23 protein-coding genes are annotated in these 22,483 nt (G+C 67.3%); 14 read left to right on the top strand and 9 right to left on the bottom strand.

What is annotated here, in order from left to right; translation table 11 throughout:
• Window positions 1–117: 117 nt before the first annotated feature.
• Window positions 118–1,086: a tripartite tricarboxylate transporter substrate binding protein gene (locus tag CF68_RS25850; protein ID WP_035824428.1), complete on the top strand. Its 969-nt coding sequence runs from the start codon at window positions 118–120 to the stop codon at window positions 1,084–1,086.
• Window positions 1,087–1,177: 91 nt separating this feature from the next.
• Here CF68_RS25850 and CF68_RS25845 read toward each other — a convergent pair whose 3' ends face one another.
• Both CF68_RS25845 and CF68_RS25840 read right to left on the bottom strand, forming a co-directional pair.
• Window positions 1,178–2,380 carry a chromate transporter gene (locus CF68_RS25845; RefSeq protein WP_035824427.1) on the bottom strand — a complete coding sequence of 401 codons (1,203 nt, stop codon included), beginning with the start codon at window positions 2,378–2,380 and terminating at the stop codon, window positions 1,178–1,180.
• Window positions 2,381–2,404: 24 nt separating this feature from the next.
• Window positions 2,405–3,361, bottom strand: a complete 957-nt coding sequence (locus CF68_RS25840) for a chromate resistance protein ChrB domain-containing protein (RefSeq protein WP_035824424.1) — start codon at window positions 3,359–3,361, stop codon at window positions 2,405–2,407.
• Window positions 3,362–3,563: 202 nt separating this feature from the next.
• Between CF68_RS25840 and CF68_RS25835 the strand changes: the two genes are divergently transcribed.
• The 7 genes from CF68_RS25835 (at window position 3,564) to CF68_RS25805 (ending at window position 10,272) form a co-directional block, all read left to right on the top strand.
• Complete coding sequence (locus CF68_RS25835; RefSeq protein ID WP_035824422.1) at window positions 3,564–4,781, top strand: acyl-CoA dehydrogenase family protein; 1,218 nt, start codon at window positions 3,564–3,566, stop codon at window positions 4,779–4,781.
• 17 nt (window positions 4,782–4,798) lie between these two features.
• Complete coding sequence (locus CF68_RS25830; RefSeq protein ID WP_035824421.1) at window positions 4,799–6,139, top strand: LLM class flavin-dependent oxidoreductase; 1,341 nt, start codon at window positions 4,799–4,801, stop codon at window positions 6,137–6,139.
• 93 nt (window positions 6,140–6,232) lie between these two features.
• Window positions 6,233–7,057, top strand: coding sequence for a MetQ/NlpA family ABC transporter substrate-binding protein (locus CF68_RS25825; protein ID WP_035824419.1), 825 nt, complete (start codon window positions 6,233–6,235; stop codon window positions 7,055–7,057).
• A 9-nt stretch (window positions 7,058–7,066) separates the two neighbouring features.
• Window positions 7,067–7,900 carry a methionine ABC transporter ATP-binding protein gene (locus CF68_RS25820; RefSeq protein WP_035824417.1) on the top strand — a complete coding sequence of 278 codons (834 nt, stop codon included), beginning with the start codon at window positions 7,067–7,069 and terminating at the stop codon, window positions 7,898–7,900.
• Complete coding sequence (locus CF68_RS25815) at window positions 7,881–8,537, top strand: methionine ABC transporter permease (protein ID WP_035824414.1); 657 nt, start codon at window positions 7,881–7,883, stop codon at window positions 8,535–8,537. The genes CF68_RS25820 and CF68_RS25815 overlap by 20 nt, the downstream gene beginning before the upstream one ends.
• 80 nt (window positions 8,538–8,617) lie before the next feature.
• The gene (locus CF68_RS25810; RefSeq protein ID WP_035824407.1) at window positions 8,618–9,430 is read left to right on the top strand and encodes a helix-turn-helix domain-containing protein; all 813 of its coding nucleotides are present in this window, start codon (window positions 8,618–8,620) and stop codon (window positions 9,428–9,430) included.
• Between the two features lie 80 nt (window positions 9,431–9,510).
• A complete protein-coding gene (locus CF68_RS25805) occupies window positions 9,511–10,272 on the top strand; it encodes a dienelactone hydrolase family protein (RefSeq protein ID WP_035824406.1) in 762 nt (253 codons plus the stop codon).
• Between the two features lie 24 nt (window positions 10,273–10,296).
• Here the strand turns inward: CF68_RS25805 and CF68_RS25800 are convergent, their stop codons facing one another.
• The 3 genes from CF68_RS25800 to CF68_RS37535 are packed head-to-tail and all read right to left on the bottom strand — an operon-like array spanning window position 10,297 to window position 12,667.
• Window positions 10,297–11,307, bottom strand: coding sequence for a tripartite tricarboxylate transporter substrate binding protein (locus tag CF68_RS25800; protein WP_035824405.1), 1,011 nt, complete (start codon window positions 11,305–11,307; stop codon window positions 10,297–10,299).
• A gap of 26 nt (window positions 11,308–11,333) precedes the next feature.
• Window positions 11,334–12,515: a M20 aminoacylase family protein gene (locus tag CF68_RS25795; protein ID WP_035824404.1), complete on the bottom strand. Its 1,182-nt coding sequence runs from the start codon at window positions 12,513–12,515 to the stop codon at window positions 11,334–11,336.
• Window positions 12,512–12,667 carry a hypothetical protein gene (locus tag CF68_RS37535; protein ID WP_161786874.1) on the bottom strand — a complete coding sequence of 52 codons (156 nt, stop codon included), beginning with the start codon at window positions 12,665–12,667 and terminating at the stop codon, window positions 12,512–12,514. The genes CF68_RS25795 and CF68_RS37535 overlap by 4 nt, the downstream gene beginning before the upstream one ends.
• On the opposite strand from CF68_RS37535, the gene CF68_RS25790 reads away from it, so the two are divergent.
• The 6 genes from CF68_RS25790 (at window position 12,666) to CF68_RS25765 (ending at window position 20,004) form a co-directional block, all read left to right on the top strand.
• A complete protein-coding gene (locus tag CF68_RS25790; protein ID WP_035824402.1) occupies window positions 12,666–13,574 on the top strand; it encodes a LysR family transcriptional regulator in 909 nt (302 codons plus the stop codon). The two genes, CF68_RS37535 and CF68_RS25790, sit on opposite strands and share 2 nt — an antisense overlap.
• 149 nt (window positions 13,575–13,723) lie before the next feature.
• On the top strand, window positions 13,724–16,054 hold the full coding sequence (locus CF68_RS25785) for an FdhF/YdeP family oxidoreductase (RefSeq protein ID WP_035824399.1): 2,331 nt from the start codon (window positions 13,724–13,726) through the stop codon (window positions 16,052–16,054).
• Between the two features lie 142 nt (window positions 16,055–16,196).
• Entirely contained in the window at window positions 16,197–17,042 is an 846-nt protein-coding gene (fdhD, locus tag CF68_RS25780; RefSeq protein ID WP_035824394.1) for a formate dehydrogenase accessory sulfurtransferase FdhD, read from the top strand.
• Window positions 17,036–18,247, top strand: a complete 1,212-nt coding sequence (locus CF68_RS25775; RefSeq protein WP_035824392.1) for a molybdopterin molybdotransferase MoeA — start codon at window positions 17,036–17,038, stop codon at window positions 18,245–18,247. The genes fdhD and CF68_RS25775 overlap by 7 nt, the downstream gene beginning before the upstream one ends.
• 49 nt (window positions 18,248–18,296) lie before the next feature.
• Window positions 18,297–19,751, top strand: coding sequence for a PLP-dependent aminotransferase family protein (locus CF68_RS25770; protein ID WP_035824388.1), 1,455 nt, complete (start codon window positions 18,297–18,299; stop codon window positions 19,749–19,751).
• Window positions 19,738–20,004: an Rrf2 family transcriptional regulator gene (locus CF68_RS25765; RefSeq protein WP_035824386.1), complete on the top strand. Its 267-nt coding sequence runs from the start codon at window positions 19,738–19,740 to the stop codon at window positions 20,002–20,004. The genes CF68_RS25770 and CF68_RS25765 overlap by 14 nt, the downstream gene beginning before the upstream one ends.
• Window positions 20,005–20,028: 24 nt before the next feature.
• Here the strand turns inward: CF68_RS25765 and moaA are convergent, their stop codons facing one another.
• The 4 genes from moaA to CF68_RS25745 form a co-directional block, all read right to left on the bottom strand.
• Window positions 20,029–21,129: a GTP 3',8-cyclase MoaA gene (gene moaA / locus CF68_RS25760; protein ID WP_035824384.1), complete on the bottom strand. Its 1,101-nt coding sequence runs from the start codon at window positions 21,127–21,129 to the stop codon at window positions 20,029–20,031.
• A 147-nt stretch (window positions 21,130–21,276) separates the two neighbouring features.
• Window positions 21,277–22,101, bottom strand: coding sequence for an HlyD family secretion protein (locus CF68_RS25755; RefSeq protein WP_035824383.1), 825 nt, complete (start codon window positions 22,099–22,101; stop codon window positions 21,277–21,279).
• Window positions 22,098–22,310 carry a DUF1656 domain-containing protein gene (locus CF68_RS25750; protein WP_035824379.1) on the bottom strand — a complete coding sequence of 71 codons (213 nt, stop codon included), beginning with the start codon at window positions 22,308–22,310 and terminating at the stop codon, window positions 22,098–22,100. The genes CF68_RS25755 and CF68_RS25750 overlap by 4 nt, the downstream gene beginning before the upstream one ends.
• A partial coding sequence (locus CF68_RS25745) for a hypothetical protein (RefSeq protein ID WP_035824376.1) occupies window positions 22,297–22,483 on the bottom strand: 187 nt, incomplete at its 5' end. The genes CF68_RS25745 and CF68_RS25750, both read right to left, overlap by 14 nt.

Genomic DNA, 22,483 nt, shown 5'->3' with positions numbered 1-22,483 from the left:
GTAATGGTAAGTCCTTATTTGATATGCAGGCAATTAACTTAAAATTAATTGTCGCTATATCAAATATTCATCGCCGCGCCGCCCCCGGCAGGCCATGGACTACATACGGGAGACAACATGAAACGTCGCGCCTGCCTCGGGCTGCTTCTTCTGGCCGGGCTGACTGCCGCGGCTTCTGCCAATGCCGCGGCGTATCCGGACAAGATGGTGCGCATCGTGGTGCCATCGATCGCGGGCAGCGCGCCCGACATCATTGCGCGGCAGGTTGCCGAGCGCCTGAGCGCGACATGGAAACAGCAGGTCATCGTCGAGAACAAGCCCGGCGGCAACGGCATCGTCGCCATGAGCGCGCTGCGGCAATCGGCGCCAGACGGCTACACGCTGGGCCTGTTCCATGCCGCCGCCGCCGTCATCACGCCGATGATGTACAAGGAGGCGAAGTTCGACATCCAGCGCGACACGGAAGTCGCTTCGACGCTGGCCTACACGCTCATGATGTTCGTCGCCGACCCCAAGGCCGGCTACCAGAGCCTTGCCGACGTGCTCAAGGCCGGCAAGGCCAGCCCCGACGACATTGCCATCGGCAGCCCGACCCGCGGCTCGGTGCCGCACCTGACCGCCGAGATGATGGGGCAGCTGCAGAAGGCCAAATTCCGCCAGATCAGCTTCAGCGGCACCACACAGGCGATCCAGGCCGTGGTGAAGGGCGATGTGCCGGTCTATGTCGACGGCATCGCGCCGCTGGTACCGCTGGTGCGCAGCGGCCGGCTCAAGGCGCTGGCCGTCACCTCGGACACTGCGCTGCCCGGACTGGACGGCATCCCGCTGGCGAAGGACGTGGCACCCGGCCTGGTCGTCAAGGGCTGGTTCGCGCTGTTTGCGCCCAAGGGCACGCCCGCCGCAGTGCTTGATGATGTCAACGCTGCGGTCAGCCGCACCCTGGCGCAGCCAGCCTTTGTCGAACGGCTGAAGGAGCTTGGCACCTATCCGATGGCGCAGGGCCGGGAGCCGAGCGCACGCTTTGTGCAGGCGGAGAAGGTGCGATGGGAGCGGGTGATCCAGGAGGCAGGCGTCAAGCCAGAGTAAGGAGCCAGGCGGCATGGCCATGCGATGAACCGTCTGCAGCATCATCGGCAATCCGATCGAGGGGGCGCATAGACTCGGCGCGGCGCTCCCGTCAACGATGCATGAGCGGATATACCACCAGGCCGATCAGCGCCGCGCCGGCCACGATCACGGGTTCGGGCAGCTTCTTGAACCTGAGCAGCAGCGCTACCGTGCAAAGCGCCAGCAGCACCGTCGGCAAATCCACGATCGAACGCCTGGCCAGCACGATCACCGCGCCGGTAATGGCCCCCACAGCGGCAGCGGTCACGCCATCGACAAAGGCCAGGATGGCGGGCAGCTTGCCGTATTTCTTGAAGTAGGGAGCCGGCAGGACGGTGAACAGGTAGCACGGCAGGAAGGTGGCCAGCGCGGCAACCGATGCGCCCGGAAAGCCCGCCACCAGGTAGCCGATAAAGCCGACGGTGATCACCACCGGGCCGGGCGTGATCATGGCCACCGCCACGGCATCCACGAACTGCTTGTCATTGAGCCAGTGGAAGTCGGTGACCACGCTGCCGTACAGGAACGGCACAATGGCCAGCCCCGAGCCGAACACAAAGGCGCCCGCCTTGGCAAAGAACACGGCGATCTGCGCCAGCAGGGGCCAGTCAATGGCGCCGGCCACGCCACCGGCCAGTGGCAGCTGTGTCGCCGCGGCCGCGTGCAGGCCGCCCTGGCGCAGCCATTTTGGCGGGGCGCGCCAGAACCACACCAGCAGCCCGGCCGCGAGGAACATCCACGCGATTTCGGATTCGGTGACCACCGTGACCGCGGCAAGCACCAGGTAGATTGCCCACAGCAGGCGGTCCTTGCCCACGCTCTTGGTGGTGAGCTTGTACGCACTGATCGCAATGATGCCGATCACCGCGGCCCCGACGCCGTAGAACACAGACTGCATCCACGTCAGGCCGCCAAAGCGCACATAGGCCCAGCCCAGCGCCAGCACCATCAGGAATGACGGCAGCACGAACGCGATCCCGACCAGCGTCGCGCCCGTGATCCGGTAGTGGACATAGCCCAGATAGATGGCCAGTTGCGCGGCCAGCGGGCCGGGTGCGAGCTGTGCCAGGGCCAGCCCCTCCTTGTAGTCGGCGTCGGTGATCCACTGGCGCCGGTCGACCAGGTCGCGATGCATATAGCCGGCCAGCGCGACCGGACCGCCGAAGCCGAGCGTGCCCAGGCGCAGCATGTAGCCGACCAGCTGCCAGAGGGTGTAGCGCGGCCGCTCCGTGAGTGCGGCCGGAGGGGTTGGGGCCTGCGAGACGTTGCTCATGTCGTGGACCTCAGGGGCATGGTGCTATCGCTTTCCGGAAAAATGCACATAAAGGGAATCGAGGGTGCGGCCGATTTCGGCCAGCAGGGAGTCGTCATCCGCCAGGCGCTCGCGCGCGCCGGCAAGCACGGCTTCGAATCCGCTGGCTTCGGGCACCTGGGCCCCGCCGATATCCAGGGCGTGGACCATGCTGGCCAGGCGGGCCAGTCCGCGGTCGGCGTCCAGCCCGAAGCTGGCCAGCAGCACCTCGAATGAAACCTTGTCGCCCACATGCGTGAAGGCGGCGCCGTCGAAGTCGAAACCCAGCGCGTCATCCGGGCAGTCCGCCGGATGCTCCAGCCACAGGAAGCGCGCATGCGGGTCGATAAAACGCTGGATCAGCCACGCGCAGGCAACCCGGTCCACCCACAGGTGGCGCCGCGTTGCCCAGTCGCGCCCCTGGTATTGGGCAGGATCCCGGCGCGGGATGCCGCCGCTTGCAGGCTGGGGCTCGCCTGGCGAGCGCAGGGTTTCGACCGCACTGTTGAAGTCCCGCCATTGCAAGGCGGCGTTGGCCGATGCATCGTTGGGGAAGAAATCGGTCCCGGCGATGGCATCAAAGGCACGGCCGTGCCGGCGCAGCAGGCGGGCGATTCCGGCCTCATCCTGGCCGGACAAGCTCTTGCGGTCATCGGAGAGGGCGGCCAGCCAGCCGGCGTAGTCGGCCGTGCGGTCAAACAGTGTCCGGTAGGCGTGAGCCTCCGCCGGATCATGCGCGCGCACGTTCAGCAGCCAGGCCTGGCCGCCTTCCTGGATGGTTTCATCGGCTAACTCGCGTAGTTGAGCGCTTTGCGCGCTTGCCGTCGGCAACAGATAGGCGCCGTCGCGCAGTGCGGCGCAGCCTAGTGCCTTGAGGGCTCGCCAGATGCGCATCCGGGCAGTAGCGCCCTTGGTTGGCAGGCTGATGACGAGGAGGGTCCACAGTTCCGGAGCTGGTTCCATGGGCCGATACTAAGGGCTTGTAGAGTGTCGATCAACTATGTAGCGATCTCTACAGGTTTATTCTTGGGTGCACTTAATGGCACTTATTCCGGAGTCGGCTGTAGGTCCAGGGGCAGATAACGATATAGGCATTCATTCGTTCCCGTGTGATGCAGGGTTCCCTATCTTGTGAGCCTGCTCATCCGCAAGAAAGGAATCATCCATGAATGCCCCGTTGGACTTCGATGCGCGGCACGCGCTGCGCTCCGCGCTGGACGCCGTGCCGGCGCTGGCGCAGAAGATTGGCATCGACGCGGCCGCCCGCGAGGCACGGCGGCTGCTGCCCTATGAGGCCTTCGCGCTGTTTCGCCAGTCCGGGCTTGGCGTGCTCCGGCTCCCGGTGGAGCAGGGTGGCCTGGGTGGATCGCTGGCCGACCTGTTCGAGGTCATTACCGCGATTGCCGCGGAGGAATCGAACGTCGCGCACGCGCTGCGCATCCACTTCGACCAGACCGAGTCGCTGCGCCTGGCGCCGCGCTCGGCCTTCAATGACCTGCAGGTGCAGCGCATTGTCGGGGGCGCGATCTTCGGCGGCGCCTCCACCGAACGCGGCACGTCGCGGCCCGGTGAAATCACCACGGCGCTGCGGCGCGACGGCGAGCACTACCGCCTGAGCGGCAAGAAGTATTACTCCACCGGCACCGCCTTTGCCGACTACGCCCGCATCAATGTGAAGGATGCCGATGGAGCCGATGCCTCGATCATCATCCCGACCGATCGCCCCGGCTTCAACGTCGTTGACGACTGGGACGGCATGGGCCAGCGCATGACCGCCAGTGGCAGCCTGGTGCTGGACGATGTGCAAGTGCTCGCCGACGAAGTGACACGGCGCGCCAACAGCACGCTGGTCGGCCGTCACTGCGGCGCGCTGCGCCAGCTGCACCTGGTGGCGGTGGCGGCGGGGATCGTGCGCAATGCCTGGGCCGATGCCTTGCGCTATGTGCGCGAGCATGGCCGTCCGGTGCTGCATAGCCCCGCATCCTCGGCACGCGAAGACCATTTCATCCAGCAGGTGATCGGCGACCTGGCCGCGCACAGCCATGCCATCGACGCACTGGTGCGTGAGAATGCGCGCGCACTGGACCGCTCGGCCGATGCGCTGCTGGCACGCTCCGAAGACGCCGAAGCGCTGGTCCTGGCCGGCGCGCTGGCAACCGCGCAGACCCAGCTGGTGGTCAGCAAGCTGGCGCTGCACGTGGCCGAGCGCATGTTCGAGGCCGGCGGCGCCTCGGCCACCGCCAGGCAGCATAACTTCGACCGGCACTGGCGCAACCTGCGCACGATCTTCAGCCACAACCCGCTGCTGCACAAGGCGCGCGTGGTCGGCGCCTACCACCTGAACGGCGACACCACGCACCTGGCCGAAGGCCGGGTGTTCTGAGCCGCCGGAGACGAACGATGACAGCAAGCTCACCGCAGCGCCAGCTGCACCTGAACATCAACGCGCTGCATTCCGGCTTCGTGCCGTCGGCGTGGCGCCTGCCCGCCAGCGACCCGCGTGCGTTCGTGGACGTGCAGCACTACATCCGCCTGGCACGCATCGCTGAAGCGGGGAAGTTCGACGCGATCTTCCTGGCCGACAATGCGTCGATCGCCGACCAGATCCATTTCCGGCCGATCACGGCGCTTGAGCCGACCTTGCTGCTGGCCTGCGTCGCCGCGGCGACTACCCATATCGGACTGGTGGCCACGGCCTCCACCAGCTACAACGAGCCCTATAACATCGCGCGGCGCTTTGCCACGCTGGACCATGTCAGTGGCGGCCGCGCGGGCTGGAACGTGGTGACCACGGCGGATGCCGGCTCGGCACGCAACTTCGGCCGCGCCGCGCCGCCGGACCACGGACAGCGCTATGCGCGTGCCGATGAGTTCACGGATCTCGTCAAGGCGCTGTGGGACAGCTGGGAAGACGATGCCCTGATCGGCGACAAGCACGGAGGGCGCTTTGTCGATACCGCCAGGCTGCAGCCGGTGGCGCACCATGGCACCTTCTTCGACGTGCAAGGCCCGCTGAACCTGCCACGGCCGCCGCAGGGCCATCCGGTGCTGTTCCAGGCCGGCGGCTCCAGCGACGGGCGCGAGCTGGCCGCGCGGCATGCCGAGGCGGTGTTCTCCGCGTCGCAGTCGTTCGAGGAGTCGCTGGCCTACAAGCGCGAGATCAACGCGCGTGCCGAAGCGCTGGGGCGCGGCCCGCACGCGGTCAAGGTGTTGCCGGGGCTGACCACCATCATCGGCGCGACCGAGGCGCAGGCGCGGCAGCGCCGCGACGAGCTGGTCGAGCTGATTCCGTGGGACTACAGCCTGGTGCGGCTGGCCGGCACGTTGGGCATTCCGGTGGAACGGCTGAGCCTGGACGCGCCGCTGCCAGATGACCTGGCGCTGCCGGCCAACGGCAACCACACTTTCTTCCGCGCCACCGTGGCGGTGGCGCAGCGCCGGAACCTGACGGTGCGCGCGCTGATCCGCGAGCTGGCGGGCGGCGGCGGCCACCGCGTGATCGTGGGCACGCCGGAGCAGGTGGCCGACGATATCGAACACTGGTTCCGCCATGGTGCCGCCGACGGCTTCAACCTGATGCCCGATGCGCTGCCTGACGGGCTGCAGGCCTTCGTCGATGGCGTGGTGCCGATCCTGCAGCGGCGCGGCATCTTCCGCACTGCGTACGCGGGTACCACGCTGCGGTCGCACCTGGGCCTCGAACGGCCCGCGGGACGGGTACCGGCGCAGGTTGCCGCGTAAGCAGAAGTCCGCATTTGCTACGTCGTATTCCTTCGTGGACTGGGCAAGGGGCGTTTCTTAGACTGGTGCTTCCTTATCACTGCCCAGCCTGCCATGACACGACGCCCTTTCCTTGCCACCCTCGCACTCGCCGCGCTGACGGCGCTTGCCACGCTCTCCATCGGCACCGCCCACGCGCAAGCCAGCGACCGGCCACTCAAGGTCGGCGTGCGCGGTGGGGTCGACGAAGAGATCTGGGAAGTGGTGACGCGCGTTGCCGACAAGCAGGGGCTGAAGGTGCAGACCATCGTCATCACCGGCACCGCCAGCCCCAACGAGGCCCTCAACAATGGCGACCTCGATGCCAATGCCTTCCAGCACATCCCGTTCTTGCGCGACCAGGTCCGGCAGCGGGGCTACAAGATCGTCAATGTCGGCGATACGCTGATCTCGCCGATCGCCTTCTATTCGCGCAAGGTCAAGTCGCTGGAGGCGCTGCCCAACGGCGCGCGCATCGGCATCCCGAACGACCCGAGCAACCAGACGCGCGCGCTGGTGATCCTGCGTGACCACGGGCTGGTCAAGCTCAAGGATGGCTTCGATCCCTATACCGGCACGGCGTCGCTGGCCGACATCACGGCCAACCCGAAGAAGCTGGAGTTCGTGGAAAGCGCCTCGGTGGTGCTGCCGCGCGCGCTGCCAGACGTCGATGCGGCCGCCATCGTCAATACCTTTGCGTACCAGGCCGGCCTGATCGCCACGCGCGACGGCATCGCGGTGGAAAAGAAGGAGCACAACCCGTACGTGAACGTGATTGCCGTGCGCGAGAAGGACAAGGGCGCGCCGTGGGTCGCGCGGCTGGTCAAGGCCTATCAGTCCGACGAGGTGCGCAAGTTCATCCAGACCAAATACCAGGGTTCCGTGATCCCTGCCTTCTGACGAGCCAGCATGCACGCTGTCCTACCGTTGCGCGAACCCGGGCCGCATATCGTATTCGCGGGGATCGGCAAGACCTACGCGGGGGCAAGCGCCGCCGCGCTGGCCGATATTTCCTTCACCATAGGCCGCGGCGAGCGCTTCGGCATCATCGGCCGCAGCGGCGCCGGCAAGTCGACGCTGCTGCGCACCATCAACATGCTGGAGCGCCCCGACACCGGCCACGTCAGCATTGACGGCACCGATATCGGCCTGCTGGACGAGAACGGCCTGGTGGCGCTGCGGCGCCGGATCGGGATGATCTTCCAGCACTTCAACCTGCTGTCGGCCAAGACCGTGTTCGACAACGTTGCGCTGCCGCTGCGCGTGGCGGGCGTGCCGCGCCACGAGATCGCGGTCCGTGTGATGGAACTGCTGGACCTGGTAGGGCTGACCGACAAGGCGCGCGCCTATCCCGCGATGCTCTCAGGCGGGCAGAAGCAGCGCGTGGGCATTGCCCGTGCACTGGTGCACCGGCCCGAGATCCTGTTGTGCGATGAGGCAACTTCCGCGCTGGACCCGGAGACTACTGAGCAGATCCTGACGCTGCTGCGCGACATCAACCAGCGGCTGGGGCTGACCGTGGTGCTGATCACGCACGACATGGCGGTGATCAGTGAAGCCTGCGACCGCGTGCTGGTGCTCGACCACGGCCACGTCATCGAGCATGGCCCCGTCTGGAAGGTGTTTGCCGAACCGCACGCGGAAGCCACCATCGCGCTGCTGCGGCCATTGCGGCACCGCATGGCCGCCGTGCCGGACACAACCAGACAGGAGACTGCACATCGTGCTGCTGCCAATGGCTGACAAGTATTTCAAGGCACTGGGCGAGACCCTGCTGATGACCGCCAGCGCGTGCGCCGTGGTGTTCGCCGCCGGCATGGCGCTGGCCCTCGTGCTCACCGTGACCGCTCCCGGCGGCCTGGCGCCGCGGCCGCGGCTGCACCGGACCTTGTCGGTGCTGGTGAACATGTTCCGCTCGATTCCCTTCATCATCCTGCTGGTCGCGATGCTGCCGGTCACGCGCATGATCGTCGGCACCACCATGGGCACTTGGGCGGCGGTGGTGCCGCTGAGCGCCCACCTGATACCGTTCTTCGCGCGCATCTCGCAGGTTGCGCTCAATGAGATCGACCAGGGGCTCGTCGAGGCGGCCCGGGCCATGGGATGCCGCCGCTGGCATATCGTGCGCCACGTGCTGCTGCCGGAGGCGATGCCCGCGATCATCGGCGGCGCCACCGTGACCGTGATCGCCATGATCGGTTCGTCGGCGATGGCGGGCGCGGTCGGCGCCGGCGGGCTGGGCGACCTGGCGATCCGCTATGGCTACGAACGCTACGAAACCGCCGTGATGTTCCACGTGATCGCGATCCTGGTGGCGCTGGTCACGCTGGTGCAGTTTGCCGGCGAACGGCTGGCGCGGCGCTTCGACCACCGGCGCTAGTCGACGGTGGGCGCCGCGGCGGCGCGCTTTGTGATAAAGGTACGGCTGTCCTGTTCCCGCCATGCCACGACACGTCCGCCATGTTCGAGGTGATTGCTCCTTGCGCCGCCCTGGCGCCCTACGTCAACGGCTACTGGTTCGTCCAGGACCTGGCGGGTGTTTACGCGGGCAGGCGGATCATGACCTGCCCGTACCCGGGGGCGGTGCTCTCGGTCAACTTCGGACGCCCGAATGCGATGGAGGGCGGCCCGACCGTGCCGCAGGTCTCGCTGCTGGGCTTCCAGTCGACCAGCCGGCAATGGCGGTCATGGCCGGACACCTATTTCGTCATGGCAATGCTGAGTGGCGCGGGCCTGGCGCGGCTGTTCCCCGGCGTCGGGCCGGACTGCAAGGACCGGCTGCTGGACCTGGCCGGATACCTTGGGGATGGCGCGGCCCATGCGCTCAGCGCCGACCTGAGCGCCGCCTGGACGCCGGCGCGGATTGCCTGTCAGCTGGACGCGTGGTTGCTGCGGCGCATGACGGCTATCCGGCCGCCTGCGGAACTGGCGGCGATCAGTGGCGCGCATGCGCTGCTGCGCCAGGGACGGCAGGTGCAGGAAGTCGCCAGCCTGACCGCCGTCAACCGGCGCCAGCTGAACCGCTGGTTCGAGCGGCACCTTGGCCTTGGCCCCAAGCAGCTGATGGACCTGGAGCGATTGCAGTCCAGCATCCAGGCCGTGCAGCGTGGCGAGGGCGACGCGCTGTCGGGCTATAGCGACCAGCCGCATCAGATCCGGAGCTGGCGGCGGCGCCTGGCCCAGACGCCGGGCGACTATGCCCGCAACGGGCCATCGCCGCTTGCCGAGTACTTCGGACGCCTGCCAGACGATGCCCCGGCCTTCTATCTCTGACGACGCAACACCTGGCGTCCCAAACGTTCAATACAGCGTTCCCCGCCTGCCGCATGCTGGCGGCTCGAAAGGAGAATGCTATGGACGCTGGGAACCTGCCGCTGGAACGATCGTTGGTCGAGTACACGGATGGCACGACTGTCTTCGAAGGGTATGTAGCGCTGCCCGCCGGGCTGGCGCAACGCACGCCGTGCATGCTGCTGGCCCACGAATGGAGCGGACTCAACGCCGCGATGCGCCGCTGCGCCGACCGGCTTGCGGCATTGGGCTACATCTGCTTTGCCGCAGACGTGTACGGCAAGGGCGTCCGTGGTGACGAGCTGGGAGACAACGCGCATCTCATGGGCCCGATGATGGCCGATCGCCGCTTGTTGCGCCGGCGCCTGCTGGCCGGGTTCGATGCGGCCACCAGGTTTCCCGGGGTCGACGCGCAGCGGATGGCTGCGCTCGGGTATTGCTTCGGCGGCCTGTGCGCCCTGGACCTGGCGCGGGCGGCCCCGCCGAACCTGCTGGCTACCGTCAGCTTTCACGGGGTGCTCCAACCGCCGCGGATCGGCCCGCAAGCACCCATCACTTCCAGCATCCTGCTCCTGCATGGTTGGGAAGACTCGGTCGCGCCGCCGAATGACGTTCTCGGCATTGCAGGGGAGCTGACCGGGGCTGGCGCCGACTGGCAGTTGCATGCCTATGGCCATGCCCTGCATGCCTTCACGTTCGAGGGGGCGAATCTTCCGGAACGTGGCATTGCCTATGATGCGGCGGCGGACCGCCGGTCCTGGGCGGCAATGCAGGCCTTCCTGGCGGAACGGCTTGTCCTGGGTGTGTCACCCAAGGCAGCCTGACCGGCCGCGTGCTGCGACAAAGCTTCAGGACGCGTTGGTCTTGCGGCCCACGTTCCGGATCAGTTGCGTGACACGTCCCAGGTACTGGTCGAAGACCTGATTCGCCTGCTCCTGGCTGTTGATCGGCTGTGCGACCGTACGGCCCTCGGCTTCCAGCTTGGCCCGGATCTCGGGCTTGGCCAGGGCTTCGCCAATCGCCTTGCGCAGCACTGCCACCCGGCTAGCGGGCGTGCCCTGCCTGACGAAGTAGCCGCCGCCGATCGAGTACTCGAAGTCGGGCACCAGCCGGCTTTGCGAGATCAGCGGAATATGCTTGAGCGCCGGGGGCAGGGCCTTGGCGAAGCTGCTCAGCACCTTCAGCCGGCCCTGTTGCTGCATGCTGTCGAAGCTGGATTGGTAGGGCAGGATGGCAAAGTCGACCTCGCCGCCGGCAAGGCCTTGCAGCGCTGGAGCGCCGCCCTTGTACGGCACGTGCAGGAAGGGCACGCCGAGCCGGGCAGCCAGGGCATCGCCCATGAGGTGATAGATGGAGTCGATGCCGACCGTGGCGTAGGTCAGCGGTTTCCCCTTGCTTTGCTTTGCATAGTCCAGGAACTTGTCCAGGGTATCCACGGCAATGCCGTTCCTGACCATCAGCACGATGTTGGCGTCGCTGATGGGCGCGGCCAGCTGGAAGTCCTGCGGCTTGTAGCGCGCCGCCGGGTTGAGCATGGGAGCCAGGAAGACCTCGTTGATTGAGCCGTGGAAGAAGGTGTAGCCATCGGCCGGTGCGCCCAGCACCTTGTTGGCGCCGATCAGCCCGGTACCGCCGCCGTAGTTCTCGACGACCACCTGCTGCCCGACGCTCTTGCTGATGGATTCCCCGAAGATGCGGGCAGAGGTGTCGCTGGCACCACCGGCCGGGTAGGGGACCACCAGGGACAGCGACTTGGCGGGGAAGTTGTCTGCGGCAAAGGCCGGCAGGCTGGCCAGCACGGAAGTGCCGGCGGAAACACCGGCATATTGAAGGAAGCGGCGGCGGTTCAGTGAAGCCATGGTGGATGTCCCCGAAGAATAGTTGTTCAAACCAGATAGCTTTGCGTCAGGTGCGCCCAGAATGCGGCGCCGACAGGCAGGGCCTTGTCATTGAAGTCGTACAGGGGGTTGTGGACCATGCAACCACCATCTTCGCCCAGGCCGTTGCCGAGCCGGATGTAGGCACCGGGCCGGTGCTCCAGCATGTAGGCGAAGTCCTCGCTGCCCATCACCGGCGGGCGCTCGACCACGTTGTCCGCGCCCACCAGCCGGATCGCGGCCTGGCGCGCGCGCTCGGTCTGCGCGTCGTGGTTGACCAGCACCGGGTACTTGCGTTCGTAGACGACCTCGGATTGCAGCCGGAAGCTCTGGGCCTGTGCGGCAACGAACTCGCTGATGCGCGCTTCGACCAGCGTGCGCACCTGCGGGTCCAGCGTGCGCACGCCGATCTTGATCGTTGCGCTATCGGGCACGACGTTGTAGGTCGTGCCGGCCTGGATGGAGCCCACGGTAATGACCGCCGACTTGAGCGCATCGATCTCGCGGCTGACGATCGATTGCAGTCCCAGCACGATGCTGGCGGCGCACTGCATCGCGTCGATGCCATGATGTGGCATGGCGCCATGGGCGCCGCGGCCGCGCAATGTGACCGTGGCGCGGTCGAACGAGGCCATGGCAGGGCCGGCGATGACCCCGATCTGGCCGACCGGCAGCCCCGGGGAGTTGTGCAGCGCATAGATCTCGTCGCAGGGGAATTGCTCGAACAGCCCATCCTCCAGCATGCGCAGCGCACCGCCTTCGTTCTCCTCGGCCGGCTGGAAGATCAGGTTGAGCGTGCCATTGAAATCGGCGGATTCGGACAGGTACCTGGCGGCGCACAGCAGGATGGCCGTGTGCCCGTCATGGCCGCAGGCGTGCATCTTGCCGGCTATGGTGCTGGCGTAGTCCAGGCCGGTCTTTTCCTGGATCGGCAGCGCGTCCATGTCGGCGCGGATACCCAGCGCCTTGCTGCCTTGCCCTTTCCTGAGCCTGCCCACGACACCGGTGGTGCCCATGCCACGATGCACTTCGTAGCCCCATGCCGCCAGCTGCCCGGCGACCAGGTCGCTGGTCCGGCGCTCTTCAAAGGCCAGTTCGGGGTGCGCATGGATCTTTCGGCGGATCTCAACGAACTCCGGCGACAGGGTCTGGATGGATTGGTGCAGATCGGCAAGCGGGGCCTGGTTCATGGCGGTATCGGAGCGTGGTCGTCCACCGCATTCTCCACGCAGGCGCTTGCCGAAACCATGACAATGATGATGGCAAAACGTTGCATAATCTGCAACATTAAAAGAATCCACGCGCTGCCGAGGCGGCGGCGCAGGCCAGAGGAGGAAGACATGGAAGACATGCTGGACCGCAAGCGGGCGCTGTGCTTGCTGCAGATCATCGAGACCGGCACGGTGCGCGGCGCGGCCGAGGTGCTTGAGCTGGACCCGTCGGTGGTGAGCCGCGCCGTGGCGAAACTGGAGCAGGACACCGGGCTGACTTTGCTGGAGCGGCGGGGGCGGGGTGTGGTCGCCACCGATGCCGGGCGCCTGCTGGCGCTGTTTGCCCGGCGCCAGCAGGACCTGAACGATACCTTCCTGGCCGAGGTCAACAACCTGAAAAATGCCCGGCGTGGCCACGTGGAGCTGGTCTTTGGCGAAGGCTTCGTCGACCTGGTGCTGGAGCCCGTGCTGCAGGGCTTCCTGCGCAAGCATCCCGACGTGAGCTGCAGCATCCAGGTGGCCGGCACCGATGAAACGGTCCGGCATATCCTGGAGGACCTGGCACATATCGGCTTTGTCTTTCAGCCGCCCGACGATGTGCGCCTGCGCTCGCACTATTCACGGCTGTCGCCGATCCGCGTGCATGTGCACAAGGACCATCCGCTGGCGCGCAGGCGCCGCGCACTGACGCTGGCGGACCTGGCGCAGCACCAGGGCGCAGCGCTGACGGAATCGTTTGGTGTGCGCAAGCATATCCAGGCGGCGGAGCTGGACGAGCACGTCACCCTGAAGCCGATGCTTGTCACCAACTCGTTCAAGGTGCTGTGGGAATATGCAGCGATGGGGCTGGGCTACATCATGACGGCACGCTCGGTGGCGCTGAAGGAGCCGCAGTTCAGGCAACTGGTGTCATTGCCGCTGGCCAATCCCATCCTGAACAACAGCCGCATCCACATCATCACCCGGACCGGCCGGCACCTGTCGCCGGTGGCTGACAGCTTGCTGCGCCACCTGGTGAAGGCGTTCCCGCTGGTCTGAAGCAACTGTGCTCCCCGGGCAAGCGCCCCTTTGTATGTACCCGGGGGCACCCGGGAAATCTAATCTGGTGACACCGCAACGATCCGGTCCCCGCCGCAGCACTGGCAGGCCGCCGGACAGCGCCCCCGTCGTTACAGGACACCACGCCAATGAGCTCCCCGACCCCTGAAAAAGGCCACATCGCCCCCTACACCCACCCCGCCGCCGGCTGGGGTGCGCTGAAGTACGTTGCCATCAACCTGATCAAGGAGAAGGTTGCCGGTGGCAAGTACAAGATGCTGTTCAAGCAGAACCAGGCCGATGGCTTCGACTGCCCCGGCTGTGCCTGGCCGGACCGGCAGCACGCCTCCACCTTTGAGTTCTGCGAGAACGGCGTCAAGGCCGTGGCCGCAGAGTCCACCAGCATGCGCGTGACCCCCGAGTTCTTTGCGCAGCACACGGTGACGTCGCTGATGGCGCAGACGGACTATGAGCTGGAGCAGCACGGGCGGCTGACGCACCCCATGGTCTATGACGCGCAGACCGACAAGTACCGCGCGATCGCCTGGGACGAGGCCTTTGCGCTGATCGGGCGCCACCTGCGCGCGCTGCCGGATCCGAACCAGGCCGCATTCTATACGTCGGGGCGCGCCAGCAACGAGGCCGCCTTCCTCTACCAGCTGTTCGTGCGTGCCTATGGCACCAACAACTTCCCCGACTGCTCGAACATGTGCCACGAGGCCACCAGCCGGGGCCTGCCGCCGACCATCGGCGTGGGCAAGGCCACCGTGGTGCTGGATGATTTCGAGCATGCCGACACCATCCTGCTGTTCGGCCACAACGCGGCCACCAACCATCCGCGCATGCTGGGCGAGCTGCGCGAATGCGCGCGGCGCGGCGCCACCATCGTCTCGATCAACCCGCTGCGCGAACGCGGGGTGGAGCGCTTCACCAGCCCGCAGCATCCGGTGGAGATGCTCACCGGCTCCAGCACCAAGATCGCCTCGATGTTCGTGCAGCCCAAGCTGGGCGGCGACTTTGCCTTGATCAAGGGCATGGCCAAGCGCCTGGACGAACTCGACCAAGAGGCCATCCGGCACGGCCGCGAGCGCCTGATCGACGTGGATTTCGTGCGCGAGCACACCATCGGCTTCGGCGACTTCATCGAAGACCTGCGCGCGGAGAGCTGGGCCGACATCATTGCCGAGTCGGGCGTATCGCAGGAGGATATCGATGCGCTGACCCAGGTCTATGCGCGGGGCAAGCGCGTGATCGCCTGCTGGGGCATGGGCCTGACGCAGCATAAGCACTCAGTGCCGACGGTGCAGATCCTGTCCAACCTGATGATGATGCGCGGGAACATCGGGCGCCCCGGTGCCGGGCTGCTGCCGGTGCGCGGGCATTCGAACGTGCAGGGCGACCGCACGGTGGGTATCGAAGAGAAGCCTGAGCAGGAATTCCTGGACCGCCTGCAGGCCGCCTTTGGCTTCGAGCCGCCGCGCAAGCATGGCTATGACGTGGTCCACACCATCTCGGCGATGCTCGAGGGTAAGGTCAAGGTCTTCGTCGGCCTGGGCGGCAATTTCTCCACTGCCACGCCGGATACGCCGCGCACCTTCGAGGCCCTGCGCCAGTGCGACCTGACCGTGAATATCGCCACCAAGCTCAACCGCAGCCACCTGGTGCACGGCAAGGAGTCGTTGATCCTGCCGACGCTGGGCCGCACCGAGATCGACCAGCAGGACGGCGTGGCGCAGGGCGTGACGGTCGAGGACTCGGTCTGCATGGTCCATATCTCCTTTGGCATGAACGCGCCGGCGTCGCCGCACCTGTTGTCGGAGATTGCCATCGTCGCGCGCATGGCCGCGGCCACGCTGGGCTCGGAGAAGATCGACTGGCTCTGGTATGCGCAGGACTACGCCCGCATCCGCGACGCCATCGAGCAGGTGATCGACGGCTTCGAGAGCTACAACGAGCGCGTTGCGGTGCCGGGCGGGTTCCACCTGACGCCGGCGGCATGCAACCGGGTCTGGCATACGCCGTCGGGCAAGGCGCAGTTCCTGGTCAACCGCATCGACAAGGACACCCCCATTAGCCGGGCCCGCCAGAAGTATGGCGACAAGCTGATGGTGATGATGACGACGCGCTCGCACGACCAGTACAACACCACGATCTACGGCCTGGACGACCGCTACCGCGGCGTGTTCGGCCTGCGCCGGGTGGTCTTCATCAGCCCCGCTGACCTGGCGCGGCTTGGCCTGAAGGCTGGCCAGCACGTGGACATCACCAGTGTCTGGGACGACGGCGTGCAGCGCCAGGTCGAGGACTTCGTGCTGGTCGAATACGACATCCCGCAAGGCTGCCTGGGGGCCTACTACCCCGAGACCAATCCGCTGGTGCCGCTGGAAAGCACGGGCGATGGCTGCGGCACGCCCACGTCGAAGTCGGTGCCGGTGTTGCTGACGCCGTCCCGTCGCCAGCCGGCAGCGGTGGCAGGCTGATCCTGCGTTCGTGCACCACCGCCGCGAACGCTAGCCACTACCCCTTGTGAATGCACCCCTCTCCCCCCCCGCGGGGGGGGAGAGGGGTGCACACCGACTGTGTGCAAGCACGCGCTGAATTCATTTTCTTCAAGAGACCCCCATGGAATGCACCGAACTGGTCGAACACTCAGGCTATGAAGCGCGCCGCATCGTGCGGCACAAGGACTGCGTGGCGCAGCCGGCCACGGACAACGTGGCGGAAGAACTCCCGGTGGCGCTGGTGTACAACGGCATCTCGCACGCCGTGATGATGGCCACGCCGCTGGACCTGGAGGCGTTCGCGGTCGGCTTCTCGCTGACCGAGGGCATCGTCGGGCGCAATGCGGAGATCCACGACCTGGAAGTGCACGTGCACCAGCACGGCGCCGAGGTGCAGATGGAGATCAGCGAACACGCCTTTGCCACCATGCGCGCCCGCCGGCGCGCGCTGGCGGGGCGCACCGGCTGCGGCGTCTGCGGCATCGAGAGCATCGAGCTGCTCGACCTGGCGCCCGCGCGCATGCCCGAGCCGGCCACCCGGCTGACGCCGTCGCGCGAGATGATCGAGCGCGCGGTCGCGGCGCTGCCGTCGCACCAGCGGCTGATGCAGGCCACCGGCGGCGTCCACGCCGCGGCCTGGTGCGATGCGGGCGGCGAAATCCTGCATGTGTTCGAGGATGTGGGCCGCCACAACGGCCTGGACAAGCTGATCGGCCATTTGGCAATGCAGCGCGTGGCGATGGACGACGGCTTCGTGCTGCTGTCCAGCCGCGCCAGCTATGAGCTGGTGCGCAAGGTGGCGCGCATGAATATCCAGATGCTGGCGACGATCTCGGCACCCACCTCGCTGGCGATACGCATCGCTGAGCAGGCCGGTCTGCGCCTGCTCAGCTTTTGCCGCCAGGATGGTTATGTCGACTATACCGGCGCCGCATTGGACGCCAGCCGCGGAGACGCAGCATGCTGAACTTTGATGAGGCGCAGGCGGTCTTCGCGATGTGCGCGGAGCCCGTGCGGCAGACCGAAACCGTGTGGCTGGGCCTGCTGACCGGGCGCGTGCTGGCCGGCGACGTGGCCGCGGTTATTGACACGCCCGCGGCAGACCGCAGCGCCATGGATGGTTATGCGGTGCGCTGCGAAGACTGCCGTGAGGGCGCCTGCCTGCCGCTGCAGCAGGTCGTCTACGCAGGCACGCAGCCGCAGCCGCTGTTGCCCGGCCAGGCCATCCGCATCTACACCGGCGGCGTGATTCCGCCCGGCGCCGATGCCGTGGTCGCGCTGGAGGATGCCGAAGAGAGCTATCTGGGCGTGGTCTGCGCGCGCGCGCCCGTGGCGGGCCAGCATATCCGGCGCAAGGGCGAGGATGCCCGCCGGGGCGACCTGTTGCTGTCGGCCGGAACCCTGCTGCATGCGGGGCATATTGCCGCGCTGGCGTCGCAGGGACTGACAGAGGCCACGGTCTGCCGGCTGGTGGAGGTGGCCATCCTGACCTCGGGCGACGAGGTGGCGGCGCACGACGAGCCGCGCGACGTGTACCAGGTGCATGACGTCAATGGCCCGATGCTCGAGTCGCTGGTGCAGTCGATGGGCGCGGTGGTCAGTTGCCACCGCCACGTGCAGGACGACGAGCGCGCCTTGCACGACATGCTGCGGGAACTTGCCGGCGACGCCGACCTGGTGCTGGTCACCGGTGGTGCCTCGGCCGGCCAGCGCGACCTGGTGGCGGCGGCGCTGGCTTCGGCGGGCGGCGAGCTGCTTTGCCATGGCGTCAACATGAAGCCTGGGAAACCGGTCACGGTGGGGCGCCTGCGCGGCAAGCCCGTGGTGTGCCTGCCCGGCAATCCGGCGGCAGCCTATGCCACTTTCGCGCTGCTGGTGACGCCGCTGCTGCGCCGCCTGCAGGGGCGCGCGGAGCTGTTCCCGCCGGTGGGCCGGGTCAGGGCGGCGCTGGCCGGCACGCGCCCGCACCGGGGCGATGCCTTCTGGCGCGTGGGCGAGATCGGCAACCTCGGCGGCCGCGAGAGTTTCGTGCAGGTCAATGCACAGCAGGGTGCCGCCTCGGTGTCGGCGCTCGGCCAGGCCAGCGGCTTTGTGCGGGTCGAACCCCAATGTGCCGGACAGCTCCAAAATGTGCCCCTGCCGTACTATGATCTCCATCGATGGCTCAGCTGACGGCAGCCCGGCGAACGGGCCGGACGGGACATGGGAAGGGGAGCGCAGCGTGAAACTATATGAAAAGCTGGCTGCGGACATAGAGGCATTGGTGCAACAAGGGGTGCTGTTGCCCGGCGAGCGGATTCCCTCGGTGCGGCAGACCAGCCAGCACCACCGCATGAGCATCACCACGGTGATCCGGGCCTACGTCTTGCTGGAGAGCCGCGGCATCATCGAAAGCCGGCCGCAGTCGGGCTACTTTGTGCGCGCGCGGCCGGGCGAGCCGGTGTTCGAACTGCGCCCGTCCAGGCCCAGCGCCAAGCCCTCGGCGGTGGATGTCAGCGCGCTGGTGCTTTCCACGCTGCGTTCGATCCGTTCCGATGATGCCGTGCCGCTCGGTTCGCCCTATCCGGACCCTTCGCTGTTTCCGTGGCAGCGCATCAACCAGTACGCCAACAATATCGCGCGCCGCTATGCCAAGTGGACCATGCTCGACGACCTGCCGCCCGGCAGCCCCGAGCTGATCCGGCAGATTTCGCGCCGCTACCTGGAGAACGGCTACGCCATCGATCCGAACGAGGTGATCGTCACCATCGGCGCGACCGAGGCCATCAACCTCTGCCTGCAGGCGGTGGCCAGGCCGGGCGATACCATCGCGGTGGAGTCGCCAACCTTCTATGCCATGCTCCATGCCATCGAACGGCTGGGCATGCGCGCCATCGAGGTGGCGACCGATCCGGTGGAAGGCATCGACATCGGCGAGCTCGCGCGGCTGATCGATGAAAAGGGTGTGGCCGCCTGCATGGTGATGCCAAACTTCCAGAACCCGCTCGGCTTCCAGATGCCCGATGAGAAGAAGCGCGCGCTGGTGGCCATGCTGACCGAGAAGGACATCCCCGTCATCGAGAACGACGTCTACGGCGAGCTCTATTACGGCGAGGCCCATCCCAGTTCATTGAAGGCGTTTGACAAGGCCGGCATCGTGCTGCACTGCTCCTCGTTCTCCAAGACGCTGACCAATGCCTACCGGATCGGCTGGGCGCTGCCGGGCCGCTACCGCGAGGCGGTGGAGCGGCTCAAGTTCCTCAACACGCTGACCACGCCGGCGATTCCGCAACTGGCAATCGCCGAGTTCCTGAAGAACGACGGCTACGACTTCCACCTGCGGCGGGTGCGCAAGGCCTATGCGCAGCAGGCCAGCATCATGGCCGCCGCGGTGCGCAGGTTCTTCCCGGACGGCACCACCACGTCGCGCCCCGCGGGGGGCTATGTGCTGTGGGTGCAGCTGCCGGAGGGCATCGATGCGATGGAGATGTACCACGCCGCCCTGGAGCACCGCATCACCGTTGCGCCGGGGCATATGTTTGCGCCCGGGGCCACTTACGGCAACTGCATCCGGCTGAACTACAGCTCGGAATGGACGCCCGGCATCGAGTCCGCCGTGCAGACGCTGGGCAAGATCGCGCAGCACCTGCTGGCGCGCAGCCGGGAACGCGGAGAGGAAGAGCATGCAAGACGCTGACATCGATCCCGCCATGGTCGCGGCGCTCCAGACCCTGTGGCAGGCTGGGCGCGAGGGCGGCGCCAGCCCCTGGTCGCTCGCCAAGATCGCGAAGCGGGCACAACTGCCGATGAGCGTGCTGCGGCGCGTGTTGACGCAGCTGCAAGCCGCCGGACTGGCGGACGTGGCGATCGACGAGGAAGGCCGCGGTCACGCGAGCCTGACAGCAGCCGGCGCGGAGCTTGCCGCGCAGGCTTTCCCGAATCCTGACTGAGTGACCAGGAGCCGCGCCTGCGGCTCAGCCCCCGACCAGCGACATGCGCACCGTCGGGTACTGCCGCTTGCCGCTGGCCAGCCGGTCAGCGCGCAGCTCTGAGTAGCGGTCGCCGCGGGCCTGCCACGCTTGCCGGACGGCGTCCGCCACGGCTTCATCCGGGCGCGTGGCACCCAGGTGCTGGCGCAGGTCGACGGAACTGGTGGCGAACAGGCACAGGTGCAACCGGCCGTCGACCGAAACGCGTGCGCGGGTGCAATCGCCGCAGAACGGGTGCGAAACGCTGGAGATAAAGCCCAGCTTCAGGCTGCCATCCGCCAGCAGGTAGTTACTGGCGGTTTCGCCGTCGCGCCGGGTGACCGGCAGCAGCGCATGCGCGCGTTCGACCATGCCGCGGATCTCGTCGGACGGGACGACGCGTGACTGTGACCAGCCGCTCGGGCCTTCCACATCCATATATTCGATAAAGCGCAGCGTGACGTCGCTGCCACGGAAGTGCTCCACCAGCGGCAGCACCTGCGCGTCGTTGGTGCCGCGCTCGACCACGCAGTTGACCTTGACTGGTGCCAGGCCCGCCGCGATGGCCTCGTCGATGCCCTCCAGCACGCGCCCGACCGGGAAATCGACATCGTTCATGGCGCGGAAGATCTGGTCGTCCAGGCTGTCCAGGCTGACCGTGACCCGGCCCAGGCCCGCGTCGCGCAGCGAACGCGCCTTGCGGGTCAGCAGGCTGCCGTTGGTGGTCATGGCCACTTCCACCTGGCGGCCGTCCAGGGTACGCATGGCCGCAATGCGTTCGACCAGCGACTCGATGCCCTTGCGCAGCAGCGGCTCGCCGCCGGTCAGGCGCACCTTCTCAACGCCCAGGCCGACAAAGGCGCGCACGATGCGCAGCAGCTCCGCATCGGACAGGCGCTGCTCAGGCGACAGGAACGGATAGTCGCGCCCGAAGCGCTCCTTGGGCATGCAGTAGGTGCAGCGGAAGTTGCATTGGTCGATCACCGAGAGCCGCAGGTCGCGCAGCGGACGGCCCAGCTGGTCCCGGCAGGCGGGTGATGCGTGGTCCGGCTCGGGCGCCTCAGGACTACGGGCGGCGGGCATTTCTTGCACAAGCGCTGCTTGCATGGCGAATCTCCCGGGGGCAATGGGGTAGGGCATGGCGCATGCCATGCCGTCCATGGTAGGGACCGATGGCCGCCCGGCAGGCGTACAAATCTGCAGGAGCGGAAGCAGAACAGTTGCGGCGGGGCCGGTATGGCTGCGTCGGGCGCCTCATTCGCGCGGCGCCCGGATGCGCACCGTCGCGGTCTGGCCGGCGATCAGGTGGGCCCCGGCCGGCACCTGGTCCAGCGCGATACGCACCGGTATGCGCTGCGCCAGGCGCACCCAGTTGAAGGTCGGGTTGACGCTGGGCAGCATGTTGGGCCCGATGGCGCGGTCCTGGTCCTCGATGCCGGGCGCAATGCTCTGCACATGTCCGCGCAAGGGAGTGCGCTGGCCCATGATGTGCACCTCGGCGGCGCTGCCGACGCGGATCGCGGGCAGCTTGGTTTCCTCGAAATAGCCCTCCACGTACTGCGAGCCGCTGGCCACCACCGACAGGGCCGGCTTGCCGCGGGTGGCAAAGTCGCCGACGCGCGGCAGGCGGTCGCTGGCATGACCGTCGACCGGGCTGGTCACGCGGCAGCGGGCCAGGTTGAGCCTGGCCACGTCCACCGCGGCATCGGCTTCGTCGATGCGCGCCTGCGCGGCGGCCACGGCGGCCGCGTTCGCCGCCTGGCGCCGGCCCAGCTCCAGCGCGGCGCGCGCCGATGCGGCCTCGGCCTGGGCCTGTTTCAGGGCCAGGCTGAAGCGCTCCTGGTCCACCACGAACAGGACCTGGCCGCGTTGAACCCGGGCGTTGTCGCCGACGAGCACGGCCGTGACCAGGCCAGAGACATCCGGCGCGACCTGGATCACTTCTGCGCGCACATGGCCGTCGCGGGTCCAGGGCGCCTCGGTGTAGTACTGCCACAAATGCCAGGCGGTCAGCGCCGCGGCGACCGCGGCCGCCAAGGTCACCGCAACGGGGCCGAGCAGCGAAAGCTTGCGAATCATGATGGGGCCTGCCAGACGAGCGCGACGAGCGCGCCCAGTACGAGGATATAGAGCGAGAAATTGAACAAGGACCGGTGCCAGACGATGCGGTAGAAGCCGATCCGGGCGAGCACGGCGCGCACGCCGGCGGTCACCGCGAACGCGGCCAGCATCCACACCACGGTGGCCGGCACGAAGACACCGTACAGGTCGAACTCAGTGGCGTGCATGGGGCTCTCCTTCGGTAGGCGGGTACAGGGCCAGCCGCAGGGTGGCCAGTGCCGCCAGCGCCGTGCGGGGGCTGCCGTGCGCCGACGAGGCCAGCGCCGCGAAGGCCGCGTCGATCTGCGCCGCCAGTGCCGGAGCGGGCGGGCTGGCATGGCCGGCGCGCGCGCACTGGCGG

Origin of the sequence: Cupriavidus sp. SK-4, assembly GCF_000611125.1 — a bacterium.
Lineage (GTDB): Bacteria > Pseudomonadota > Gammaproteobacteria > Burkholderiales > Burkholderiaceae > Cupriavidus > Cupriavidus necator.
This window is presented reverse-complemented; position numbering and strand designations above follow the sequence as displayed.

What these genes read in the sequence shown, in the direction of transcription:
- CF68_RS25835 (WP_035824422.1), top strand. Translation starts at nt 3,564, where the DNA reads ATGAATGCCCCGTTGGACTTCGATGCGCGGCACGCGCTGCGCTCCGCG.
- CF68_RS25800 (WP_035824405.1), bottom strand. Translation starts at nt 11,307, where the DNA reads ATGGCTTCACTGAACCGCCGCCGCTTCCTTCAATATGCCGGTGTTTCC.
- CF68_RS25820 (WP_035824417.1), top strand. Translation starts at nt 7,067, where the DNA reads ATGCACGCTGTCCTACCGTTGCGCGAACCCGGGCCGCATATCGTATTC.
- CF68_RS25765 (WP_035824386.1), top strand. Translation starts at nt 19,738, where the DNA reads ATGCAAGACGCTGACATCGATCCCGCCATGGTCGCGGCGCTCCAGACC.
- CF68_RS25850 (WP_035824428.1), top strand. Translation starts at nt 118, where the DNA reads ATGAAACGTCGCGCCTGCCTCGGGCTGCTTCTTCTGGCCGGGCTGACT.
- CF68_RS25795 (WP_035824404.1), bottom strand. Translation starts at nt 12,515, where the DNA reads ATGAACCAGGCCCCGCTTGCCGATCTGCACCAATCCATCCAGACCCTG.
- fdhD (WP_035824394.1), top strand. Translation starts at nt 16,197, where the DNA reads ATGGAATGCACCGAACTGGTCGAACACTCAGGCTATGAAGCGCGCCGC.
- CF68_RS25790 (WP_035824402.1), top strand. Translation starts at nt 12,666, where the DNA reads ATGGAAGACATGCTGGACCGCAAGCGGGCGCTGTGCTTGCTGCAGATC.
- CF68_RS25830 (WP_035824421.1), top strand. Translation starts at nt 4,799, where the DNA reads ATGACAGCAAGCTCACCGCAGCGCCAGCTGCACCTGAACATCAACGCG.
- CF68_RS25845 (WP_035824427.1), bottom strand. Translation starts at nt 2,380, where the DNA reads ATGAGCAACGTCTCGCAGGCCCCAACCCCTCCGGCCGCACTCACGGAG.
- CF68_RS25840 (WP_035824424.1), bottom strand. Translation starts at nt 3,361, where the DNA reads ATGGAACCAGCTCCGGAACTGTGGACCCTCCTCGTCATCAGCCTGCCA.
- CF68_RS25825 (WP_035824419.1), top strand. Translation starts at nt 6,233, where the DNA reads ATGACACGACGCCCTTTCCTTGCCACCCTCGCACTCGCCGCGCTGACG.
- CF68_RS25775 (WP_035824392.1), top strand. Translation starts at nt 17,036, where the DNA reads ATGCTGAACTTTGATGAGGCGCAGGCGGTCTTCGCGATGTGCGCGGAG.
- CF68_RS37535 (WP_161786874.1), bottom strand. Translation starts at nt 12,667, where the DNA reads ATGTCTTCCTCCTCTGGCCTGCGCCGCCGCCTCGGCAGCGCGTGGATT.
- moaA (WP_035824384.1), bottom strand. Translation starts at nt 21,129, where the DNA reads ATGCAAGCAGCGCTTGTGCAAGAAATGCCCGCCGCCCGTAGTCCTGAG.
- CF68_RS25750 (WP_035824379.1), bottom strand. Translation starts at nt 22,310, where the DNA reads ATGCACGCCACTGAGTTCGACCTGTACGGTGTCTTCGTGCCGGCCACC.
- CF68_RS25785 (WP_035824399.1), top strand. Translation starts at nt 13,724, where the DNA reads ATGAGCTCCCCGACCCCTGAAAAAGGCCACATCGCCCCCTACACCCAC.
- CF68_RS25755 (WP_035824383.1), bottom strand. Translation starts at nt 22,101, where the DNA reads ATGATTCGCAAGCTTTCGCTGCTCGGCCCCGTTGCGGTGACCTTGGCG.
- CF68_RS25810 (WP_035824407.1), top strand. Translation starts at nt 8,618, where the DNA reads ATGTTCGAGGTGATTGCTCCTTGCGCCGCCCTGGCGCCCTACGTCAAC.
- CF68_RS25805 (WP_035824406.1), top strand. Translation starts at nt 9,511, where the DNA reads ATGGACGCTGGGAACCTGCCGCTGGAACGATCGTTGGTCGAGTACACG.